Origin of the sequence: Rathayibacter caricis DSM 15933 (assembly GCF_003044275.1) — a bacterium.
GTDB classification, from domain to species: domain Bacteria; phylum Actinomycetota; class Actinomycetes; order Actinomycetales; family Microbacteriaceae; genus Rathayibacter; species Rathayibacter caricis.
Window position 1 is genome coordinate 2,790,962 of the sequence record NZ_PZPL01000001.1, and the last position, 15,678, is coordinate 2,806,639.

Consider the following 15,678-nt stretch of genomic DNA (forward strand, 5'->3'; position numbering starts at 1 on the left):
CTCCTCGCGAGATGCCGCTTCGGTACGGCTCCTGCGGCGTGTCGCGTACCGGAGTGGCATCTCGCGGAGACGCAGCCCGAGTGATCGGGTACCGGGTCAGTTCAGGATGTTGACCGCGCGGGCGATGACCAGCGCGAGCAGGACGAATCCGGTGACGCCCTCGACGGCCATCAGGAGCTTCGCCCGGCTCGAGAGCGGCATGGTGTCGGTCGGGCTGAACGCCATGGTGTTCGTCGTCGAGACGTAGAGGTAGTCGACGAAGCCGGGCCGCCAGTCGGCCCGCTCGGAGGAGGTCGCCGAGACCTCCTGCACCGTGTCGCGATAGCCGTCCTGCGGGAACGCGAAGTCGGCGGTGGGCAGCCCGCTCCGCGGGAGGGTTCCGCGGGCGACGGGGCCGCCGCGGTCGAGCTCCCAGTAGAGCAGCGCGTAGGCGACCACGTTCGTCACCCAGACCTGCAGAGCGGTGAGCAGCAGGAGCGGCCCGTCCGTCGATCCGTCGACCAGCGCCAGGACCAGGGCGACGACGTTCACCTGGTTGGCGACGGCGAGGACGACGGCCAGCGAGATCGAGACGACGCGCGACCACTTCGTCTCGGTGTCGAGGCGGCGCGGGTTGACGACGAACAGCGGGACGAGGAGGACGAGGGTGAGCGCCGCCGCGGCCAGCCTGACCGCCGACGTGCGGTCGTCGTGCCCCACGACGTTGAGGGCGACGGCGACGAGGATGGCGGCGGAGGCGGGCCAGCGGCTCTCGGCGCGCCGCCTCGCCCGGTCACCGGGTGCGTCGGTCATGTGCCGAGGCTAGCGGCGCCCGACGGCCGGGGACGCGGGAGAGGGTGTCGTACGATGGGGACGCTCGTCGGCGGCCAGGCCGCGACGGGGGCCTTTAGCTCAGTTGGTAGAGCGCCACGTTTACACCGTGGATGTCATCGGTTCGAGCCCGGTAGGGCCCACTCCGGATCGCGCTCGGCGGGCCGCGCGGATCCGTTCCTCAGCGCGTCTGGCGGCGCTTGTAGGGCTTGGGCTGGCCCTTGACGATCGGGGCGCGGCCGGTCCCCTTCGAGGCCTTCGCCTTGCCGCCGGCGGGGGGAGCCGCCTCGGGCTCGTCGCCCAGGGCCGCGAGCTCCGCTCGGGCGGAGGCGAGCCGTTCGCGGCCGGCCGCGGTGAGCACCGTGCGGGACGCGCCGGGCTCGAAGAGCGGACGCCCGAGGTCGAACTCGACGGCGGCGACGGAGGAGTCGAGCTTCTTCCGCGAGATGCCGAGCTTCTCGGCGGCGCGCACGAAGTGCAGCTCCTCGGCGACCGCAACGAAGTGGCGCAGCTGGCTGATCTTCATCCGGAACCCTTCGCGGCCGCAGGCACGGCCCCCTGAACCCTACGCGGTCGGGAAGGAATCGCCAGCCCGTCGATCGTCGCCGATCCCTCCGCTCCGTGTTGCGTGAGAGCGCTCTCGCGTATAGCCTGCGCTCGTGGGCGGAACCCGAACTCGCCCGCGGAGGAGGCCGACGTGGGCGCGCTCGTCTACAGCGGGATCGCCTCGGTCGACGGGTACACCCAGGACGAGGCCGGCGGCTTCACCTGGGCGGAGCCGCGGCCCGAGGTGCACCGCTTCGTCAACGAGACCGAGGCGGAGGTGCGCACCTATCTCTACGGCCGGCGGATGTACGAGACCATGAGCCCCTGGGGGCCGGGATTCGCTCTCGCCGAGCAGTTCGCCTTCATCCGCGATTTCCAGGAGATGTGGCGGTCGGCGGACAAGATCGTGTACTCGCGGACACTGGACGACGTCCGGACCGAGCGCACCCGGCTCGAGCGGCGCTTCGACCCCGAGGCGGTGCGCGAGCAGGTGGACGCGCTCGACCACGACGCCTCGATCGGAGGGGCCGACCTCGCCGCTCAGGCTCTGCGCGCCGGCATTGTGGACGAGATCCGCTGGTACGTGGTGCCCGTCGTGGTCGGAGGCGGGACGCAGTTCCTGCCGTCCGGGTTCCGCACGGCGCTCGAGCTGCGCGAGCAGCGGCGCTTCAGCGACGGGACGCTCTTCCTCCGCTACGGCGTCGTGCGCTGAGGACGCGTCAGGCGCCGACGAGCTCGGCGATCCTGCTCGCGATCCGGGAGCCCTGGGCGCGACCGGCTTCTGCCGAGGCGGCGCGCACCGCGGGGTCGAGCGAGTTGGGTCCGAAGGCCCGGATCGACGTCTCGTCGGCGTAGACGACCTCGACCCGCGAGGACGCGAGGGCGTCCAGCTCGGCCGTGGGCAGGGTGCCCGCTCCGGGTGCGCCGATGCCGGGCAGCGGAGTGACGACGAGGACCCAGTCGGCTCCGGCGGCCAGGTCGGCGTTGCTCCCCGAGCGCACGCCCCCGTCCATGTAGCGCACGCCGTCGATCGTGACCGGCGGCCAGACGCCCGGAACGGCGCAGCTCGCGGCGATGGCGTCGACGAGCGGGACGCCGCTCGTCCGGTCGAAGACGACGAGGGCGCCGGTGGCGGTGTCGACCGCAGTGATCAGGAGGCGCCGATCGGGCCAGTCCGCGTCGGCGACGCGAGCGGCGATGACGTCCCGGCGCGACTCCTCCGACAGGGTCGACGTCGACAGGGCGAGTACGCCGATGCGACGACGGGCGTCCTCGGGCGAGGTCGCGCCCTCGATCGCGGCGGCGAAGCTCGCCTGCAGGGCCTCGGAGTCGATGACGGCGCCGATCTCGGCCGACTCCTCGCGCAGCTGCGAGGCGTAGGCCTCGCCGAGGCCGACGGAGGTGCTCAGCTGGGCCGCGACGGCGGACCCCGCGGACGTGCCGAGGAACGTGGTCGAGGGGTCGAGCAGGAGGCGGGCGGCCTCGGGGGACGCGTCGGCGATGCCGCGCACGACGCCGAGCTCCCAGGCGATACCGGCCAGTCCGCCTCCGGCGAGGACGAGGGCACCAGGCATGGACGAGTTCCTTCCGAAGGGGGTCCGCGCCTGTGGTCCGGACGCGGTTCCTCCCACGCTGGCACACGGTCCTGGGCGTCGGCTCCCGCGTCCGGGGGGAGCGCTCAGGAGCGCTTGCGCTCGCGCACGATCGTCCAGACGTTCTGCCCGTCGACGCGGCGGTGCTCGAAGCTGGTCACGAGGGCCTGGATGAAGGGGATGCCGCGGCCGGCCTCCTCCCACTCGTCGGGCATGTCGCGGCGCTCGGCCACGTCGATGTCGGCGGCCTCGCCCGAGTCGCTCAGAACGGCGCGCATCTCGAGGTCGTCGACGCGGATCTCGACGCGGCAGACGACGGGCCGGGAGGAGCGCGCGTGCTGGACGATGTTGGACGTCACCTCGACGAGGGCCGTGGTGAAGGACATGCGGTCCCACGACCCCAGTCCCGGGCTCTCGGCCCAGAGCTCCTCGAGCGCCTCGTGGATCGCAGTCATGCCGTCGTCCGGGGGCATGTGCAGGACGAAGGAGCGCTCAGGCACGGCGCGCACCGCCGGCACCGCGGACGGCGTCCGCTCCGATGCGGGTGCGATGCTGCATGAGTCCTCCTGCGAGCGCGCGCGCCCTGCGGCCCGAGCGGCGGATCCGCGGGGGCGGTCCTGGACGGGCGGTCGTGCGACTCCGGTTCCGGCGCTCGTCGCCCGGGAAGTCGATCCGGGACGACGGTACAAGCAAACGGCCCGATCGGGCGACGGCGGGCCGCGCGGGAGACACCACGGCTCAGCCGCGGGAGGCGGCGATCGCGTCGGCGGCCAGGCGGGCGGAGGTCTCGCGGTCGCGGAGCCAGAGGGGCACCGAGCGTGTCCGCAGACCGGCGGCCTCGAGCGCGGGGACGGCCGCGGCGTCCTCCTCGCCGACCAGCCACGCGTCGAGCAGCCCGCCCGTGGAGCGGGAGCCGTAGTGCAGGCCGACCGCCTCGGCCGAGGTCTCGACGCCGATCGCGGCGAGGCACGCGTCGGCCATCCCGCGCACGACGGCTCCGCCGATCACAGGGGAGACTCCGACGACCGGCGCCGACGTCGTGCGCAGGGCGTCGGCGATGCCCGGCACGCCGAGGATCGTGCCGATCGACACGACGGGGTTCGACGGTGCCACGAGCACCGCATCCGTGTCGGCGATCGCCTCGAGGACGCCGGGAGCGGGACGCGCGGTCGCGACCCCCTTCTGCACGAAGCGGCGGGCGGGCACGGAGGCGCGCAGCCGCACCCACCACTCCTCGAAGTGCAGCAGCCGCACGCCCTCACCGGGGATCTCGACCTCGACGTGCGTCTCGACGTCGTCGTCGGACATGGGGAGCAGGCGGACGCCGAGCGGCCAGCGCGCCGTGATCCGCTCGGTCGCCTCCGACAGGGTGAGACCGTCGCGCAGCATCGAGGTGCGGGCGATGTGCGTGCCGAGGTCGAGGTCTCCGAGGGTGAACCAGGGCCAGCCGACGCCGAACGCGGTGAGCTCGGCCGAGACCCGCTCCGACTCGCCGGCCCGGCCCCAGCCGCGCTCGGTGTCGTTCACTCCGCCCAGGGCGTAGGTGAGGGAGTCGAGATCGGGGCAGACCTTGAGGCCGGTGAGCCACATGTCGTCGCCCGTGTTCGCGACCACCGTGATCTCGGACGGGCCGCCGCCCGCGGCCTCGAGGTCGCGGAGGTGCTCCCGCACGGCCGAGGTGAAGCGGGCTCCTCCGACGCCGCCGGCGAGGATCGTGATGCGCATCCGCCCACGGTACCGCCCCCGTCGAGCGGCGACGGAATCGGTGGAGCCGACTCCTTAATCCCACGGATTCCCACTCGAAACACGCGGGAAACGTCGGAGGACGACGATGAACCCCTGTCCACGGAGTCGGGCGGGTCGTTGCCTTCGGGCGCTCGGCCCACCACAGTGGGACCACGGTCCCCCGACTCCGCATCCGCACGGTGCCGAGGCACCCGAGGAGTTCCGCCGTCGAAGCCCCGCTGGCGGATGGCCCCACTGTCATGGAGGTACCGATGACCATCGTCCGCGCAGCGATCACGCAGACCACCTGGACCGGCGACAAGGAGTCGATGCTCGACAAGCACGAGCAGATGGCCCGGGACGCCGCCGCCGACGGGGCGCAGATCGTCTGCTTCCAGGAGCTGTTCTACGGTCCGTACTTCGGCATCACGCAGGACAAGAAGTACTACCGCTACGCGGAGCCGGCCGACGGGCCGATCGTGCAGCGCTTCGCGGCACTGGCGAAGGAGCTCGGGGTGGTGATGATCCTCCCGATCTACGAGGAGGAGCAGACCGGCGTCTACTACAACACCGCGGTGGTGGTCGACGCCGACGGCACGATCCTCGGGAAGTACCGCAAGCACCACATCCCGCACCTGGACCGGTTCTGGGAGAAGTTCTACTTCCGCCCGGGCAACCTCGGCTACCCGGTGTTCGACACCGCCGTCGGCAAGGTGGGCGTGCACATCTGCTACGACCGGCACTTCCCGGAGGGCTGGCGGGAGCTGGGTCTGAACGGTGCGCACATGGTCTTCAATCCCAACGCGACCAAGCCGGGGCTCTCCAACCGCCTGTGGGAGGTCGAGGGACCCGCTGCCGCCGTGGCGAACGGGTACTTCGTGCTGCAGCCCAACCGGGTGGGCCGCGAGGACAACGAGTACGGCGACCTCGCCGTCGACTTCTACGGCACGAGCCAGGTCATCGATCCGCGCGGCGAGTTCGTCGGCGAGCGCGGCTCCGGGGAGAGCGAGGAGATCCTCCTCCGGGACCTCGATCTCGACATGGTGCAGCAGATGCGCGACGACTGGCAGTTCTACCGCGACCGCCGGCCGGAGTCGTACACCAGCATCCCCAAGCCGTGACCGCGCGAACCATCCAGGAGCGACGATGAAGACCCTCATCATCAACGGCACGGTCGTGAACGCGACCGGCACCGGCGCGGCCGACGTGCTGATCGACGGCGAGACGATCGCGGCGGTCCTCGCGCCCGGGTCGACTCTGCTCGGCTTCGATCTCGGGGCGAACGTCGACCGCGTGATCGACGCGACCGGCAAGTACGTGATCCCGGGCGGCATCGACGCGCACACGCACATGGAGATGCCCTTCGGCGGCACCTTCGCCTCGGACACCTTCGAGACGGGCACCCGGGCCGCCGCGTGGGGCGGCACGACCTCGATCGTGGACTTCGTGGTCCAGTACCCCGGCGAGAGCGTCGTCGACCGCTATCAGGCGTGGCAGGCGAAGGCGGCGGGGGAGTGCGCGATCGACTACGGCTTCCACCAGATCCTGTCGGACGTGCAGGACTCGTCGCTGGTCGCGATGGACGAGCTGATGGATGAGGGGGTGACGAGCTTCAAGCTCTTCATGGCCTACAAGGGCGTGTTCCTGTCGGACGACGGGCAGATCCTCCGCGCGTTCCAGAAGGGCGCCTCGAACGGCGCGATGATGATGATGCACGCCGAGAACGGCGCGATCATCGACGAGCTCGTGAAGCAGTCCCTCGCGGCCGGGAACACGTCTCCGTACTTCCACGGCACGTCGCGTCCGTGGCAGGCGGAGGAGGAGGCCACGCACCGGGCGATCATGATCGCCGACCTCACCGGTGCGCCGTTGTACGTGGTGCACGTGTCGGCGAAGCAGGCGGTGGAGCAGATCGCCGAGGCCCGCGACCGCGGCATGAACGTGTTCGGCGAGACCTGCCCGCAGTACCTGTACCTCTCGCTCGAGGAGCAGCTGGGCGCTCCCGGGTTCGAGGGCGCGAAGTGGGTGTGCTCCACGCCGCTGCGCTCGAAGACGGAGGGGCACCAGCACCACATGTGGCAGTCGCTGCGCACGAACGACATCCAGATGGTGTCCACCGACCACTGCCCGTTCTGCATGAAGGGCCAGAAGGACATGGGCGTCGGCGACTTCTCGAAGATCCCCAACGGCATCGGCTCGGTGGAGCATCGGATGGACCTGATGTACCAGGGCGTCGTGTCCGGGCAGATCTCGCTCCCGCGCTGGGTCGAGCTGACGTCCACGACTCCGGCGCGGATGTTCGGGATGTACGGGAAGAAGGGCGTGATCCAGCCCGGCGCCGACGGCGACGTCGTCGTCTACGACCCGAACGGCCACACCTCGATCGGCATCGGCGAGGGGCGCAGCCACCACATGAACATGGACTACTCCGCATGGGAGGGGTTCGAGATCGACGGGCACGTCGACACCGTGATCTCCCGCGGCAAGGTCGTCGTCGACGACGGGCAGTACGTCGGCACCAAGGGCGACGGCAAGTACATCAAGCGCGGACTCTCCCAATATCTGATCTGACCTCTCCTCGTCCGACCGCAGCACAAAGGAACCCCATGGACTTCGGAGTCGTCCTCCAGACCAACCCGCCCGCCTCGCGCACCGTCGCCCTCGCCGTCCTGGCCGAGACCTACGGCTTCGACTACGCGTGGACGTTCGACTCGCACCTGCTCTGGCAGGAGCCCTACGTGATCTACTCGCAGATCCTCGAGAAGACGCACCGCATCACGGTCGGCCCGATGGTCACGAACCCGGCGACGCGCGACTGGACGGTCATCGCCTCCCTGCACGCGACGCTGAACGAGATGTACGGCAACCGCACCGTGTGCGGGATCGGCCGCGGCGACTCCGCGGTGCGCGTGACGGGCGGGGCGCCGACCACGCTCAAGACGCTGCGGGAGTCGATCCACGTCATCCGCGAGCTCGCCAACAGCCGCTCGGTCGAGTACAACGGCTCGACCCTGCAGTTCCCGTGGAGCCGCGGCTCCTCGCTCGAGATGTGGGTGGCCGCGTACGGCCCGCTCGCGCTGAAGCTCGCGGGCGAGGTCGGCGACGGCTTCATCCTGCAGCTGGCCGACGTCGACATCGCGCGCTGGATGATCACCACGGTCAAGGAGGCGGCCGCGAACGTGGGCCGCGACCCCGAGTCGCTGCAGTTCTGCATCGCCGCGCCGATGTACATCGGCACCGACCGCGCCCACATGTACGAGCAGTGCCGCTGGTTCGGCGGCATGGTCGGCAACCACGTCGCCGACATCGTCGGCCGCTACGGGAGCAGCGGCGCGGTGCCGCAGGCCCTCACCGACTACATCGCGGGGCGCGAGGGCTACGACTACAACGAGCACGGGCGGGCGGGCAACAGCCACACCTCGTTCGTGCCGGACGAGATCGTCGAGCGCTTCTGCGTGCTGGGCACGGCCGACGAGCACATCGCCAAGCTCGAGGCGCTCGCCGAGATCGGCGTCACGCAGTTCGCCGGCTACCTCCAGCACGACAACAAGGAGGAGACGCTGCGCGTCTACGGCGAGCGCGTGATCCCGGCTCTCGGCCCGCACATCACGGCCAGGGCATGAGGGCTCCGGCCGCGGCGCGCGGGATCCTGCTCGGCGCGGCCGGCCTGCTCCTGCTCGCTCTCGTCTGGGAGGCGTACAAGGCGCTCGGCCCCGAGACCGGTGTGATCGTCGGAGGCGTCACGGTGCTGCCGCGCACCAGCGCGATCGCGATGCCGCACCTCTGGGAGATCGCGGCGCGCCTCGTCGAGCCGGTGACCGGAGCCCGCGGCGCTCCGGCGCTCTGGCTCGCTGTGCTGCAGGCGAGCGCCTTCTCGCTCGGGATCGCGGCCGTCGGCTGGGTCGTCGGGGTCGTCGTCGGGATGCTGCTCGCGCTGCTCATGCAGCGGTTCCGCACCGCGGAGTCGGCGGTGCTGCCCTGGATCGTGCTCAGCCAGACGGTGCCGCTCATCGCCATCGCGCCGCTGGTGCGCCGCTGGGGCTCGCAGCTCGAGCTCGGCGCGTTCACCTGGGAGAACTGGATGTCGGTGGCGCTGATCGCCTCCTACCTCGCGTTCTTCCCCGTGTCGATCGGCGCGCTCCGCGGGCTCGGCTCGCCGGCTGCGCACCAGGTGGAGCTGATGCACGTCTACGGGGTGGGCTGGTGGAAGACGCTCGTGCGGCTGCGCCTGCCGGCGAGCGTGGCGTACCTGCTCCCCGCCCTGCGTCTCGGAGCGGTCAGCGCCGTCATCGGGACCGTGGTCGCCGAGGTCTCGATCGGCCTGCGCGGCGGCATCGGCCGCATGATCATCGAGTTCGCCTCCGCCGCCGGCGGAGACCCCGCCAAGCCCTGGGCGCCGATCCTGGGCGCGGTGCTCGTCGGCCTGGCGGCCGCCGGCGCCGTCGCGCTGATCGGGGTCGCCCTCCGTCCGTTCCGCAGAGGGGAGCAGCCCGCATGAGCGCTGCCGAGTCCGCCGTCGTCGTCGACGCCGTCACCAAGACGTTCAGCACGAAGAAGGGCGCGAGCGTCGTCGCGCTCCAGGACGTGTCGCTCGAGATCGCGGCGGGGGAGTTCGTCTCGCTGATCGGACCCTCCGGCTGCGGCAAGTCGACCCTGCTGCGACTGATCGCGGACCTCGACGAGCCGACGTCGGGAGCGATCTCCGTCTTCGGCAAGACCGCCCGGCGCGCGCGGCTCGACCAGGACTACGGCATCGCGTTCCAGCAGGCCGGGCTGCTGCCGTGGCGCAGCATCCGCGCGAACATCGCCCTGCCGCTCGAGCTGCACGGGGTGGGAGCGTCGGCCCGGCGCTCGCGGGTCGACGAACTCCTCGCGCTGGTCGGGCTCGGCGACTTCGCCGACTCCTACCCCGACCAGCTCTCGGGAGGCATGCAGCAGCGCGTCGCCATCGCGCGTGCGCTCGCCGAGAGCCCGCGGCTGCTCCTGATGGACGAGCCCTTCGGAGCGCTGGACGAGATGACGCGCGAGCGGATGCAGACGGAGCTGCTGCGGATCCGCACCGAGACCGGAGCGGCCGTCGTCTTCGTCACCCACTCGATCCCGGAGGCGGTGTTCCTCTCGGACCGCGTCGTCGTCATGTCGCCCCGCCCGGGGCGGATCCGCGACGTGCTCCCGGTGCGCCTGCCCGACGCCGCCTCGCGCGACGAGGGCGTGCGCGAGGACGAGTCGTTCTTCCGCGACGTCAGCGCCGTGCGCGAGCTCCTGCACGGCGAGGCCGCGGCGCTGCCGCGCGGGGTGGAGAACCGATGACGACTCCGGCGCTCGCGCGCACCGTCCTCGCGCCGCTGCTGCTCGGGCTCGCGGCCCTGATCCTGTGGCAGGTGGGCGTCACGGCGTTCGACGTGAAGCCGTTCGTGCTGCCGTCGCCGGTCTCGATCGGCGCGGAGTTCGCGCAGAATCTCGGCTCGGTGGCGTCCGGCAGCCGCGTCACCGGAGGGAACGCGCTGATCGGCCTCGTCGTCGGAGCGGTCGTCGCGGTGGTCGTCGCGAGCCTGTCGGCGCTGCTGCGGGTCTTCGACGGCCTCGTCGCTCCGATCGTCGCGGCGGCCGCCGTGGTGCCGATCGTGGCGCTGGCGCCGGTGCTCTACACGATGTTCGGCGCGAGCGTCGAGACGGCGCGGCAGCTCGTCGCGGCACTCGCCGTCTTCGTACCGGTCTACGTGAACACCCTGCGGGGGCTGCGGCAGGCGACTCCGGTGCACCGCGATCTGATGCGGGCGTACGCCGCGACGCCGTGGCAGAGTACCCTCGCCGTCACCCTCCCCGCCGCCGTGCCGTTCTTCTTCACGGGACTGCGCATCGCCTCCTCGCTCGCCGTCATCTCGGCGCTGGTCGCCGAGTACTTCGGCGGACCGGTCGGCGGGCTCGGCAAGTCGATCACGACGGCGGCCTCGGGCAGCGACTACGCGCTCGCCTACGCCTACGTGCTCGGCGCCGTGCTCGTCGGCCTCCTGTTCTACTGCGCCACCGCGGGGCTCGAGGCCTTCGCGCTCCGGCGCAGTCGCGCGCGCTGATCCCAGCCGCTCCCGGGCCCGCCCGGTGCTCCACCGTTCCACCCGGGTCCGCCCGGCGCTCCATCCGCACCACGGCACGTCGCTCCACAGCACCGCCCGCACGGGCACGTCCTGCACCACACCATCTGGAGGAACAGTGAACAGACGCACGCGCATCGCGACGACCACGACGGCGGGGCTCGCCGCCGTCGGTCTCGCGCTCACCGGATGCAGCGCATCCGGAACCGACGACGGCGGCTCGGGCGGAGGCTCGGGCGACCTCGCGCCGGTCACCCTGCAGCTGCAGTGGGTCGCCCAGGCCCAGTTCGCCGGGTACTACGCCGCCCTCGACCAGGGCTACTACGAGGACGAGGGTCTGGACGTCACCATCGCCGAGGGCGGCGGCGACATCGTGCCGCAGGACGTCCTCGCCTCCGGCGACGCGGACTACGCGATCTCGTGGGTGCCGAAGGTGCTCGGCTCGATCGAGCAGGGCGCGGCGATCACCGATGTCGCGCAGATCTTCGAGCGCAGCGCCACCACGCAGATCTCGTTCAAGGACAAGGGCATCACCTCGCCCGCCGACCTGTCCGGCAAGACGGTCGGAAGCTGGGGCTACGGCAACGAGTGGGAGCTCTTCGCCGGCATGCAGCAGGACGGAGTGTCGCTCGACGACATCTCGCTCGTGCAGCAGCAGTTCGACATGAACGGCTTCCTCGCCGGCGACATCGATGCGGCGCAGGCGATGACCTACAACGAGTACGCGCAGGTGCTCGAGAGCGTGAACCCGGAGACGGGGGAGCTGTACACGCCCGACGACCTGAACGTGATCAGCTGGAACGACGTCGGCACGGCGATGCTGCAGGACGCGATCTGGGCCGACGCCGAGAAGCTCGAGAGCGACGACGCGTACGCGGAGCAGACCGTCGCGTTCGTGAAGGCCTCGATCAAGGGCTGGATCTACGCGAAGGACAACCCGGAGGAGGCGGCCGACATCGTCACCGCCGCCGGCTCGACGCTCGGCACGAGCCACCAGCTCTGGATGACCAACGAGGTCAACAAGCTGATCTGGCCCTCCACCGGAGGCATCGGCATGATCGACGAGGCCGCCTGGCAGCAGACGGTCGACATCGCCAAGGAGACGCAGAACGAGACCGGCGCGACGATCATCAGCGACGACCCGCCGGAGACGGCGTACTCGAACGAGTACGTCGAGAAGGCGCTGGCCGAGCTCGAGGAGGAGGGCGTCGACACGAGCGGCGCCGACTTCGAGCCGATCGAGGTGACGCTGCAGGAGGGCGGCGCCTGATCCGTGCTCCCCGGGCCGGGGCCGTCGTCCGCGACGCCTCCGGCCCGTCGTCGTGCCGGGGCCGTCGTCCTGGCCCCGTCCGCGACTTGGGGCTCTCCCGCCCGCTCGGCGCCGTCGCGCGTAAGATGGACCCTCGTGACTACTTTCCGAAAGACGCCGTTCACCGTGCACGTGCGCGATCTCATCGGCCGTCCGGGGGAGATGCGCGAGCACCGTCTCGACATCGACGCTCCCGAGCAGTACGGCGAGGGGATCGTGGCGGTCCGGCAGGGCGCGCCGATCGACCTCGACGTGCGCGTGGAGTCGGTGCACGAGGGCATCCTGGCCAGCGTCGAGGTCTCGGCGGAGGCCGTCGGCGAGTGCAGCCGGTGCCTGACCGACATCTCCCTGCCTGTCGATGTCGAGTTCCAGGAACTTTTCGCGTACTCTTCTGACGAAGCTTTCGACTATGAGGTTCACGACGACCACGTGGATCTTGAACCTCTGGTCAGGGATGCGGTGGTTTTGTCGCTGCCGTTCCAGCCGGTCTGCCGGCCGGATTGTCCGGGCCTCGACCCCGTCACGGGGGAGCGGCTGGCCGATTCCTCCGAGCGCGAACCCGATGCGCCGCACGACCCCAGGTGGGCCGCGCTCGCCGGGTTGAGCGAGACGGGGAACGGTGGGGCCGCAGCGCCCGGAGCTTCCGCAGACAGCGGTGCAGGCCGTCAGGCCGGCACCGAAACCGACTAGCCCCGACACGGGACACACGTAGAGAAGAGAGAATCATGGCTGTTCCCAAGAGGAAGAAGTCCCGCGCGAACACCCACGCCCGTCGTTCGCAGTGGAAGGCCGAGGTCCCCACCCTGGTCAAGACCGTCGAGAACGGCAAGGTCGTCTACAGCCTCCCCCACCGCGCCAAGGTCGTCGAGGACTCCGCGGGCACCGCGCTGTTCCTCGAGTACAAGGGCCGCAAGGTCGCCGACGTCTGATCCGACTCCTCCGGCGAGCCGTCGCTGCGCGACGGACGTCGAGTGGTCCATGGTGAACCAGACCTCCGCATCACCCTCCAGCGACGACCGGTCGCGTCTGGAGGCCACGCTCGGCGTGAGCCTCGACGGTGAGCTCTTCGAGCTCGCCCTGACGCACCGGTCGTTCGCTTTCGAGCACGGCGGCATCCCGCACAACGAGCGCCTCGAGTTCCTCGGCGACTCGATCCTCGGGCAGGCCGTCACCGTCATGCTCTACACCGAGTACCCCGCCCTGAGCGAGGGCGACCTGGCCAAGCGCCGGGCGAGCCTCGTGTCGACGGTCGCGCTGGCCGAGATCGCCCGCGGCATCGGCCTGGGCGAGTTCCTCCGGCTCGGCCGCGGCGAGGAGCTGACCGGCGGTCGCGAGAAGGCGTCGATCCTCGCCGACACGGTCGAGGCGATCATCGGAGCCGTCTACCTCGGCACCGGCCCCGATGCCGCGCGCGACCTCGTGCTGCGCCTCATCGCTCCGCTGCGTGCCGACCCGGGCCGCTTCGGCGTCTCGATGGATCCAAAGACGAGCCTGCAGGAGGCGGCCGCCGAGCACGGCGCTCCCGCTCCCCGCTACGAGATCGCAGCGACCGGCCCCGACCACAACAAGGTCTTCTTGGCGACGGTGATCGTCGGTGGTCTGGTGACCGCCCGCGGCGAGGGGACCAGCAAGAAGGCGGCCGAGATGGCCGCGGCGCTGGACGCCTGGACGCGCCTGGCCGCGCTGCCGCCCGCCTCCGGAGCCTGACGTGCCCGAGTTGCCCGAGGTCGAGGTGGTGCGCGCCGGCCTCGCCCCGGCCGTCACGGGATCGCTCGTGACCGGTGTCGAGATCGTCGACGAGCGCTCGCTGAAACGGCACGTGCATCCGCACGGCACGTTCGAGCGGCTGCTGGTCGGGCGCCGGCTCGCCGGAGCGGTGCGCCGCGGGAAGTTCCTCTGGATGCCCGCGGGCCGCGACGAGGCGCTGCTGGTGCACCTCGGGATGAGCGGGCAGGTGCTGCTGCGCGCCGCGGACGCGCCGCCCGCGAGGCTGACGCGCATCCGGATCGGCATCGACCACCCCGAGCACGGTGAGCTCGCCCTGCACTTCGTCGACCAGCGGATCTTCGGCTCGATGGCGATCGACACGCTCGAGCCGACCCCCGACGGCGCCCCGGGCGGCTACTCCGGCGACGGGCCGCTCGGCGACTGGGCCGCGCGCGTCCCCTCGCAGGTGGCGCACATCGCGCGTGATCCGCTCGACCCCTTCTTCGACCTGCCCGCCATCGTGACGGCGCTCGGACGCCGGCACAGTGGGATCAAGCGGGCACTGCTCGATCAGACGCTGGTCAGCGGGATCGGCAACATCTACGCGGACGAGTCGCTGTGGGCGGCGGAGCTGCATCCGGAGCGCTCGAGCGCGTCGTTGAGCGAGCCGCGCATCCGCCGGCTTTTCGCGGAGGTGCGCTCGGTGCTCGAGCGCGCGCTGGCCGAGGGCGGGACGAGCTTCGACGCCCAGTACGTGAACGTGAACGGGGCGTCGGGGTACTTCTCGCACAGCCTGAACGCCTACGGGCAGACCGGGAAGCCGTGCCCTCGGTGCGGCGAGGCGATCGTGCGGGTGCCGTTCATGAACCGCTCGTCGCACCTGTGCCCGCACTGCCAGCTGCTGCCGCGGGTGGTAGGGGCGGAACGTCTGCTGCGAGAGGGGCACAGGCCCTGACAGCCGACAGACCCCCCTCTGAGCTGAGCTTGTGCGGGGAGTGTCAGGCCGCGGCCTTCTCGGGCGCCGGAGCGTGCTTCACGTGCGCGACGAGGTGGCCGAAGAGCGAGGCGATCAGGGTGATCGCGGCCGCGATCGCGAGGCCGAGCCAGAGGCCGACGTTCAGGGCCAGCGCGCCAACTCCGGCTCCGGCCCCGATCAGCACGACGGCCGCGAGGCGGCGGAACCAGGGCTGGCCCTTGCCGCTGCCGAGCCACGAGTCGGCCGCGAGCCCGGTGATGGTCGACGTGACGACGACGGTGGTGACGTCCTTCACGGCGATGTGGCGGGCGGTCGCCGCCTGCAGACCCATGGCGAGGCCGAGGATCCCGGTGACGGTGAGCGCGAGCGGCTCCTGGTGCTCGGGGACGACGCCGAGGACGATCGCGAGGACGGCCATCAGCAGGCCGACGACGGTGAAGAGCCAGGTGGAGCGGGTGGTCCAGCCCGTCTTCACGGGGCGCAGCACGCGGCCGCCGAGCGCGGCGCCGAGCATGAAGCCGACGAGCGCGATGATCGGGCCGACGACGGGCAGGTCGTCGGCGCCGGCCAGGGCCATGCCGAGGATCACGACGTTGCCGGTCATGTTGCCGGTGAAGACGCGGTCGAGGCCGAGGTAGCCGACGGCGTCGATGATGCCGGTCGAGAAGGTCAAGGCGAGCATGAGGCCGAGGTGGACGTTGTCGGTGCGCGTGCGCAGGCGTCGGAACACGGGGGTCCTGTCGTCGGAGGGAGGGGAGGCGCCCGCGAGACGCCACGTCGGCACGCTCGCACCGGCGTGTCTCGTGCGGGAGTGCCGTCTCGCGGGGTGGAGCAGGGGCTGAGCTCCGCCGATCCTGCCACGGATGCGCGCGAAGAGACGAAACACGGCTTCGGTACTGTCGGACGGTCGCGGGAGGCTCC

18 protein-coding genes and 1 tRNA gene are annotated in these 15,678 nt (G+C 71.2%); 13 read left to right on the forward strand and 6 right to left on the reverse strand.

Annotated elements, in window-relative coordinates; all coding sequences use genetic code 11:
* Nucleotides 1-96: 96 nt before the first annotated feature.
* Nucleotides 97-792 carry a DUF1345 domain-containing protein gene (locus tag C1I63_RS12930; RefSeq protein ID WP_107575038.1) on the reverse strand — a complete coding sequence of 232 codons (696 nt, stop codon included), beginning with the start codon at nt 790-792 and terminating at the stop codon, nt 97-99.
* Nucleotides 793-880: 88 nt separating this feature from the next.
* On the opposite strand from C1I63_RS12930, the gene C1I63_RS12935 reads away from it, so the two are divergent.
* A tRNA-Val gene (locus C1I63_RS12935) sits at nt 881-953 on the forward strand.
* Nucleotides 954-991: 38 nt separating this feature from the next.
* Here the strand turns inward: C1I63_RS12935 and C1I63_RS12940 are convergent.
* Nucleotides 992-1,336, reverse strand: a complete 345-nt coding sequence (locus C1I63_RS12940) for a helix-turn-helix domain-containing protein (RefSeq protein ID WP_055792740.1) — start codon at nt 1,334-1,336, stop codon at nt 992-994.
* A gap of 171 nt (nt 1,337-1,507) precedes the next feature.
* Here C1I63_RS12940 and C1I63_RS12945 point away from each other — a divergent pair, with 171 nt between their 5' ends.
* Nucleotides 1,508-2,068: a dihydrofolate reductase family protein gene (locus C1I63_RS12945; RefSeq protein ID WP_107575039.1), complete on the forward strand. Its 561-nt coding sequence runs from the start codon at nt 1,508-1,510 to the stop codon at nt 2,066-2,068.
* A 7-nt stretch (nt 2,069-2,075) separates the two neighbouring features.
* Here the strand turns inward: C1I63_RS12945 and C1I63_RS12950 are convergent, their stop codons facing one another.
* From C1I63_RS12950 to cofD, 3 genes are all read right to left on the reverse strand, one after another.
* The gene (locus C1I63_RS12950) at nt 2,076-2,930 is read right to left on the reverse strand and encodes a patatin-like phospholipase family protein (protein WP_107575040.1); all 855 of its coding nucleotides are present in this window, start codon (nt 2,928-2,930) and stop codon (nt 2,076-2,078) included.
* A gap of 104 nt (nt 2,931-3,034) precedes the next feature.
* On the reverse strand, nt 3,035-3,448 hold the full coding sequence (locus tag C1I63_RS12955) for an ATP-binding protein (protein ID WP_146168467.1): 414 nt from the start codon (nt 3,446-3,448) through the stop codon (nt 3,035-3,037).
* Between the two features lie 238 nt (nt 3,449-3,686).
* On the reverse strand, nt 3,687-4,673 hold the full coding sequence (gene cofD / locus C1I63_RS12960; RefSeq protein WP_107575042.1) for a 2-phospho-L-lactate transferase: 987 nt from the start codon (nt 4,671-4,673) through the stop codon (nt 3,687-3,689).
* A 272-nt stretch (nt 4,674-4,945) separates the two neighbouring features.
* Between cofD and C1I63_RS12965 the strand changes: the two genes are divergently transcribed.
* From C1I63_RS12965 to mutM, 11 genes are all read left to right on the forward strand, one after another.
* Nucleotides 4,946-5,794 carry a nitrilase-related carbon-nitrogen hydrolase gene (locus C1I63_RS12965; RefSeq protein WP_055792728.1) on the forward strand — a complete coding sequence of 283 codons (849 nt, stop codon included), beginning with the start codon at nt 4,946-4,948 and terminating at the stop codon, nt 5,792-5,794.
* Nucleotides 5,795-5,819: 25 nt separating this feature from the next.
* Nucleotides 5,820-7,244, forward strand: a complete 1,425-nt coding sequence (gene hydA, locus C1I63_RS12970; protein ID WP_107575043.1) for a dihydropyrimidinase — start codon at nt 5,820-5,822, stop codon at nt 7,242-7,244.
* Nucleotides 7,245-7,279: 35 nt separating this feature from the next.
* On the forward strand, nt 7,280-8,296 hold the full coding sequence (locus C1I63_RS12975; protein WP_107575044.1) for a TIGR03842 family LLM class F420-dependent oxidoreductase: 1,017 nt from the start codon (nt 7,280-7,282) through the stop codon (nt 8,294-8,296).
* On the forward strand, nt 8,293-9,171 hold the full coding sequence (locus C1I63_RS12980) for an ABC transporter permease (RefSeq protein WP_107575045.1): 879 nt from the start codon (nt 8,293-8,295) through the stop codon (nt 9,169-9,171). Before C1I63_RS12975 ends, C1I63_RS12980 begins: the two co-directional genes overlap by 4 nt.
* On the forward strand, nt 9,168-9,983 hold the full coding sequence (locus C1I63_RS12985; protein WP_107575046.1) for an ABC transporter ATP-binding protein: 816 nt from the start codon (nt 9,168-9,170) through the stop codon (nt 9,981-9,983). The genes C1I63_RS12980 and C1I63_RS12985 overlap by 4 nt, the downstream gene beginning before the upstream one ends.
* On the forward strand, nt 9,980-10,747 hold the full coding sequence (locus C1I63_RS12990) for an ABC transporter permease (RefSeq protein ID WP_107575047.1): 768 nt from the start codon (nt 9,980-9,982) through the stop codon (nt 10,745-10,747). The genes C1I63_RS12985 and C1I63_RS12990 overlap by 4 nt, the downstream gene beginning before the upstream one ends.
* Before the next feature lie 136 nt (nt 10,748-10,883).
* Complete coding sequence (locus tag C1I63_RS12995) at nt 10,884-12,035, forward strand: ABC transporter substrate-binding protein (protein WP_244907071.1); 1,152 nt, start codon at nt 10,884-10,886, stop codon at nt 12,033-12,035.
* Between the two features lie 135 nt (nt 12,036-12,170).
* Nucleotides 12,171-12,764 carry a YceD family protein gene (locus C1I63_RS13000; RefSeq protein WP_235576877.1) on the forward strand — a complete coding sequence of 198 codons (594 nt, stop codon included), beginning with the start codon at nt 12,171-12,173 and terminating at the stop codon, nt 12,762-12,764.
* Between the two features lie 35 nt (nt 12,765-12,799).
* Nucleotides 12,800-13,003 carry a 50S ribosomal protein L32 gene (rpmF, locus tag C1I63_RS13005; RefSeq protein WP_055792711.1) on the forward strand — a complete coding sequence of 68 codons (204 nt, stop codon included), beginning with the start codon at nt 12,800-12,802 and terminating at the stop codon, nt 13,001-13,003.
* Between the two features lie 49 nt (nt 13,004-13,052).
* Entirely contained in the window at nt 13,053-13,781 is a 729-nt protein-coding gene (gene rnc / locus C1I63_RS13010; protein ID WP_107575048.1) for a ribonuclease III, read from the forward strand.
* A gap of 1 nt (nt 13,782) precedes the next feature.
* Nucleotides 13,783-14,736 (forward strand): bifunctional DNA-formamidopyrimidine glycosylase/DNA-(apurinic or apyrimidinic site) lyase, encoded by a 954-nt coding sequence (gene mutM, locus C1I63_RS13015; RefSeq protein ID WP_107575049.1) that lies wholly within the window; start codon nt 13,783-13,785, stop codon nt 14,734-14,736.
* Between the two features lie 43 nt (nt 14,737-14,779).
* On the opposite strand, the gene C1I63_RS13020 is transcribed toward mutM, so the two are convergent.
* Nucleotides 14,780-15,487, reverse strand: a complete 708-nt coding sequence (locus C1I63_RS13020) for a YoaK family protein (protein WP_342353110.1) — start codon at nt 15,485-15,487, stop codon at nt 14,780-14,782.
* Between the last annotated feature and the right edge of the window lie 191 nt (nt 15,488-15,678).

What these genes read in the sequence shown, in the direction of transcription:
- C1I63_RS12930 (WP_107575038.1), bottom strand. Translation starts at nt 792, where the DNA reads ATGACCGACGCACCCGGTGACCGGGCGAGGCGGCGCGCCGAGAGCCGC.
- C1I63_RS12940 (WP_055792740.1), bottom strand. Translation starts at nt 1,336, where the DNA reads ATGAAGATCAGCCAGCTGCGCCACTTCGTTGCGGTCGCCGAGGAGCTG.
- C1I63_RS12950 (WP_107575040.1), bottom strand. Translation starts at nt 2,930, where the DNA reads ATGCCTGGTGCCCTCGTCCTCGCCGGAGGCGGACTGGCCGGTATCGCC.
- cofD (WP_107575042.1), bottom strand. Translation starts at nt 4,673, where the DNA reads ATGCGCATCACGATCCTCGCCGGCGGCGTCGGAGGAGCCCGCTTCACC.
- C1I63_RS12965 (WP_055792728.1), top strand. Translation starts at nt 4,946, where the DNA reads ATGACCATCGTCCGCGCAGCGATCACGCAGACCACCTGGACCGGCGAC.
- hydA (WP_107575043.1), top strand. Translation starts at nt 5,820, where the DNA reads ATGAAGACCCTCATCATCAACGGCACGGTCGTGAACGCGACCGGCACC.
- C1I63_RS12975 (WP_107575044.1), top strand. Translation starts at nt 7,280, where the DNA reads ATGGACTTCGGAGTCGTCCTCCAGACCAACCCGCCCGCCTCGCGCACC.
- C1I63_RS12980 (WP_107575045.1), top strand. Translation starts at nt 8,293, where the DNA reads ATGAGGGCTCCGGCCGCGGCGCGCGGGATCCTGCTCGGCGCGGCCGGC.
- C1I63_RS12985 (WP_107575046.1), top strand. Translation starts at nt 9,168, where the DNA reads ATGAGCGCTGCCGAGTCCGCCGTCGTCGTCGACGCCGTCACCAAGACG.
- C1I63_RS12990 (WP_107575047.1), top strand. Translation starts at nt 9,980, where the DNA reads ATGACGACTCCGGCGCTCGCGCGCACCGTCCTCGCGCCGCTGCTGCTC.
- rpmF (WP_055792711.1), top strand. Translation starts at nt 12,800, where the DNA reads ATGGCTGTTCCCAAGAGGAAGAAGTCCCGCGCGAACACCCACGCCCGT.
- rnc (WP_107575048.1), top strand. Translation starts at nt 13,053, where the DNA reads ATGGTGAACCAGACCTCCGCATCACCCTCCAGCGACGACCGGTCGCGT.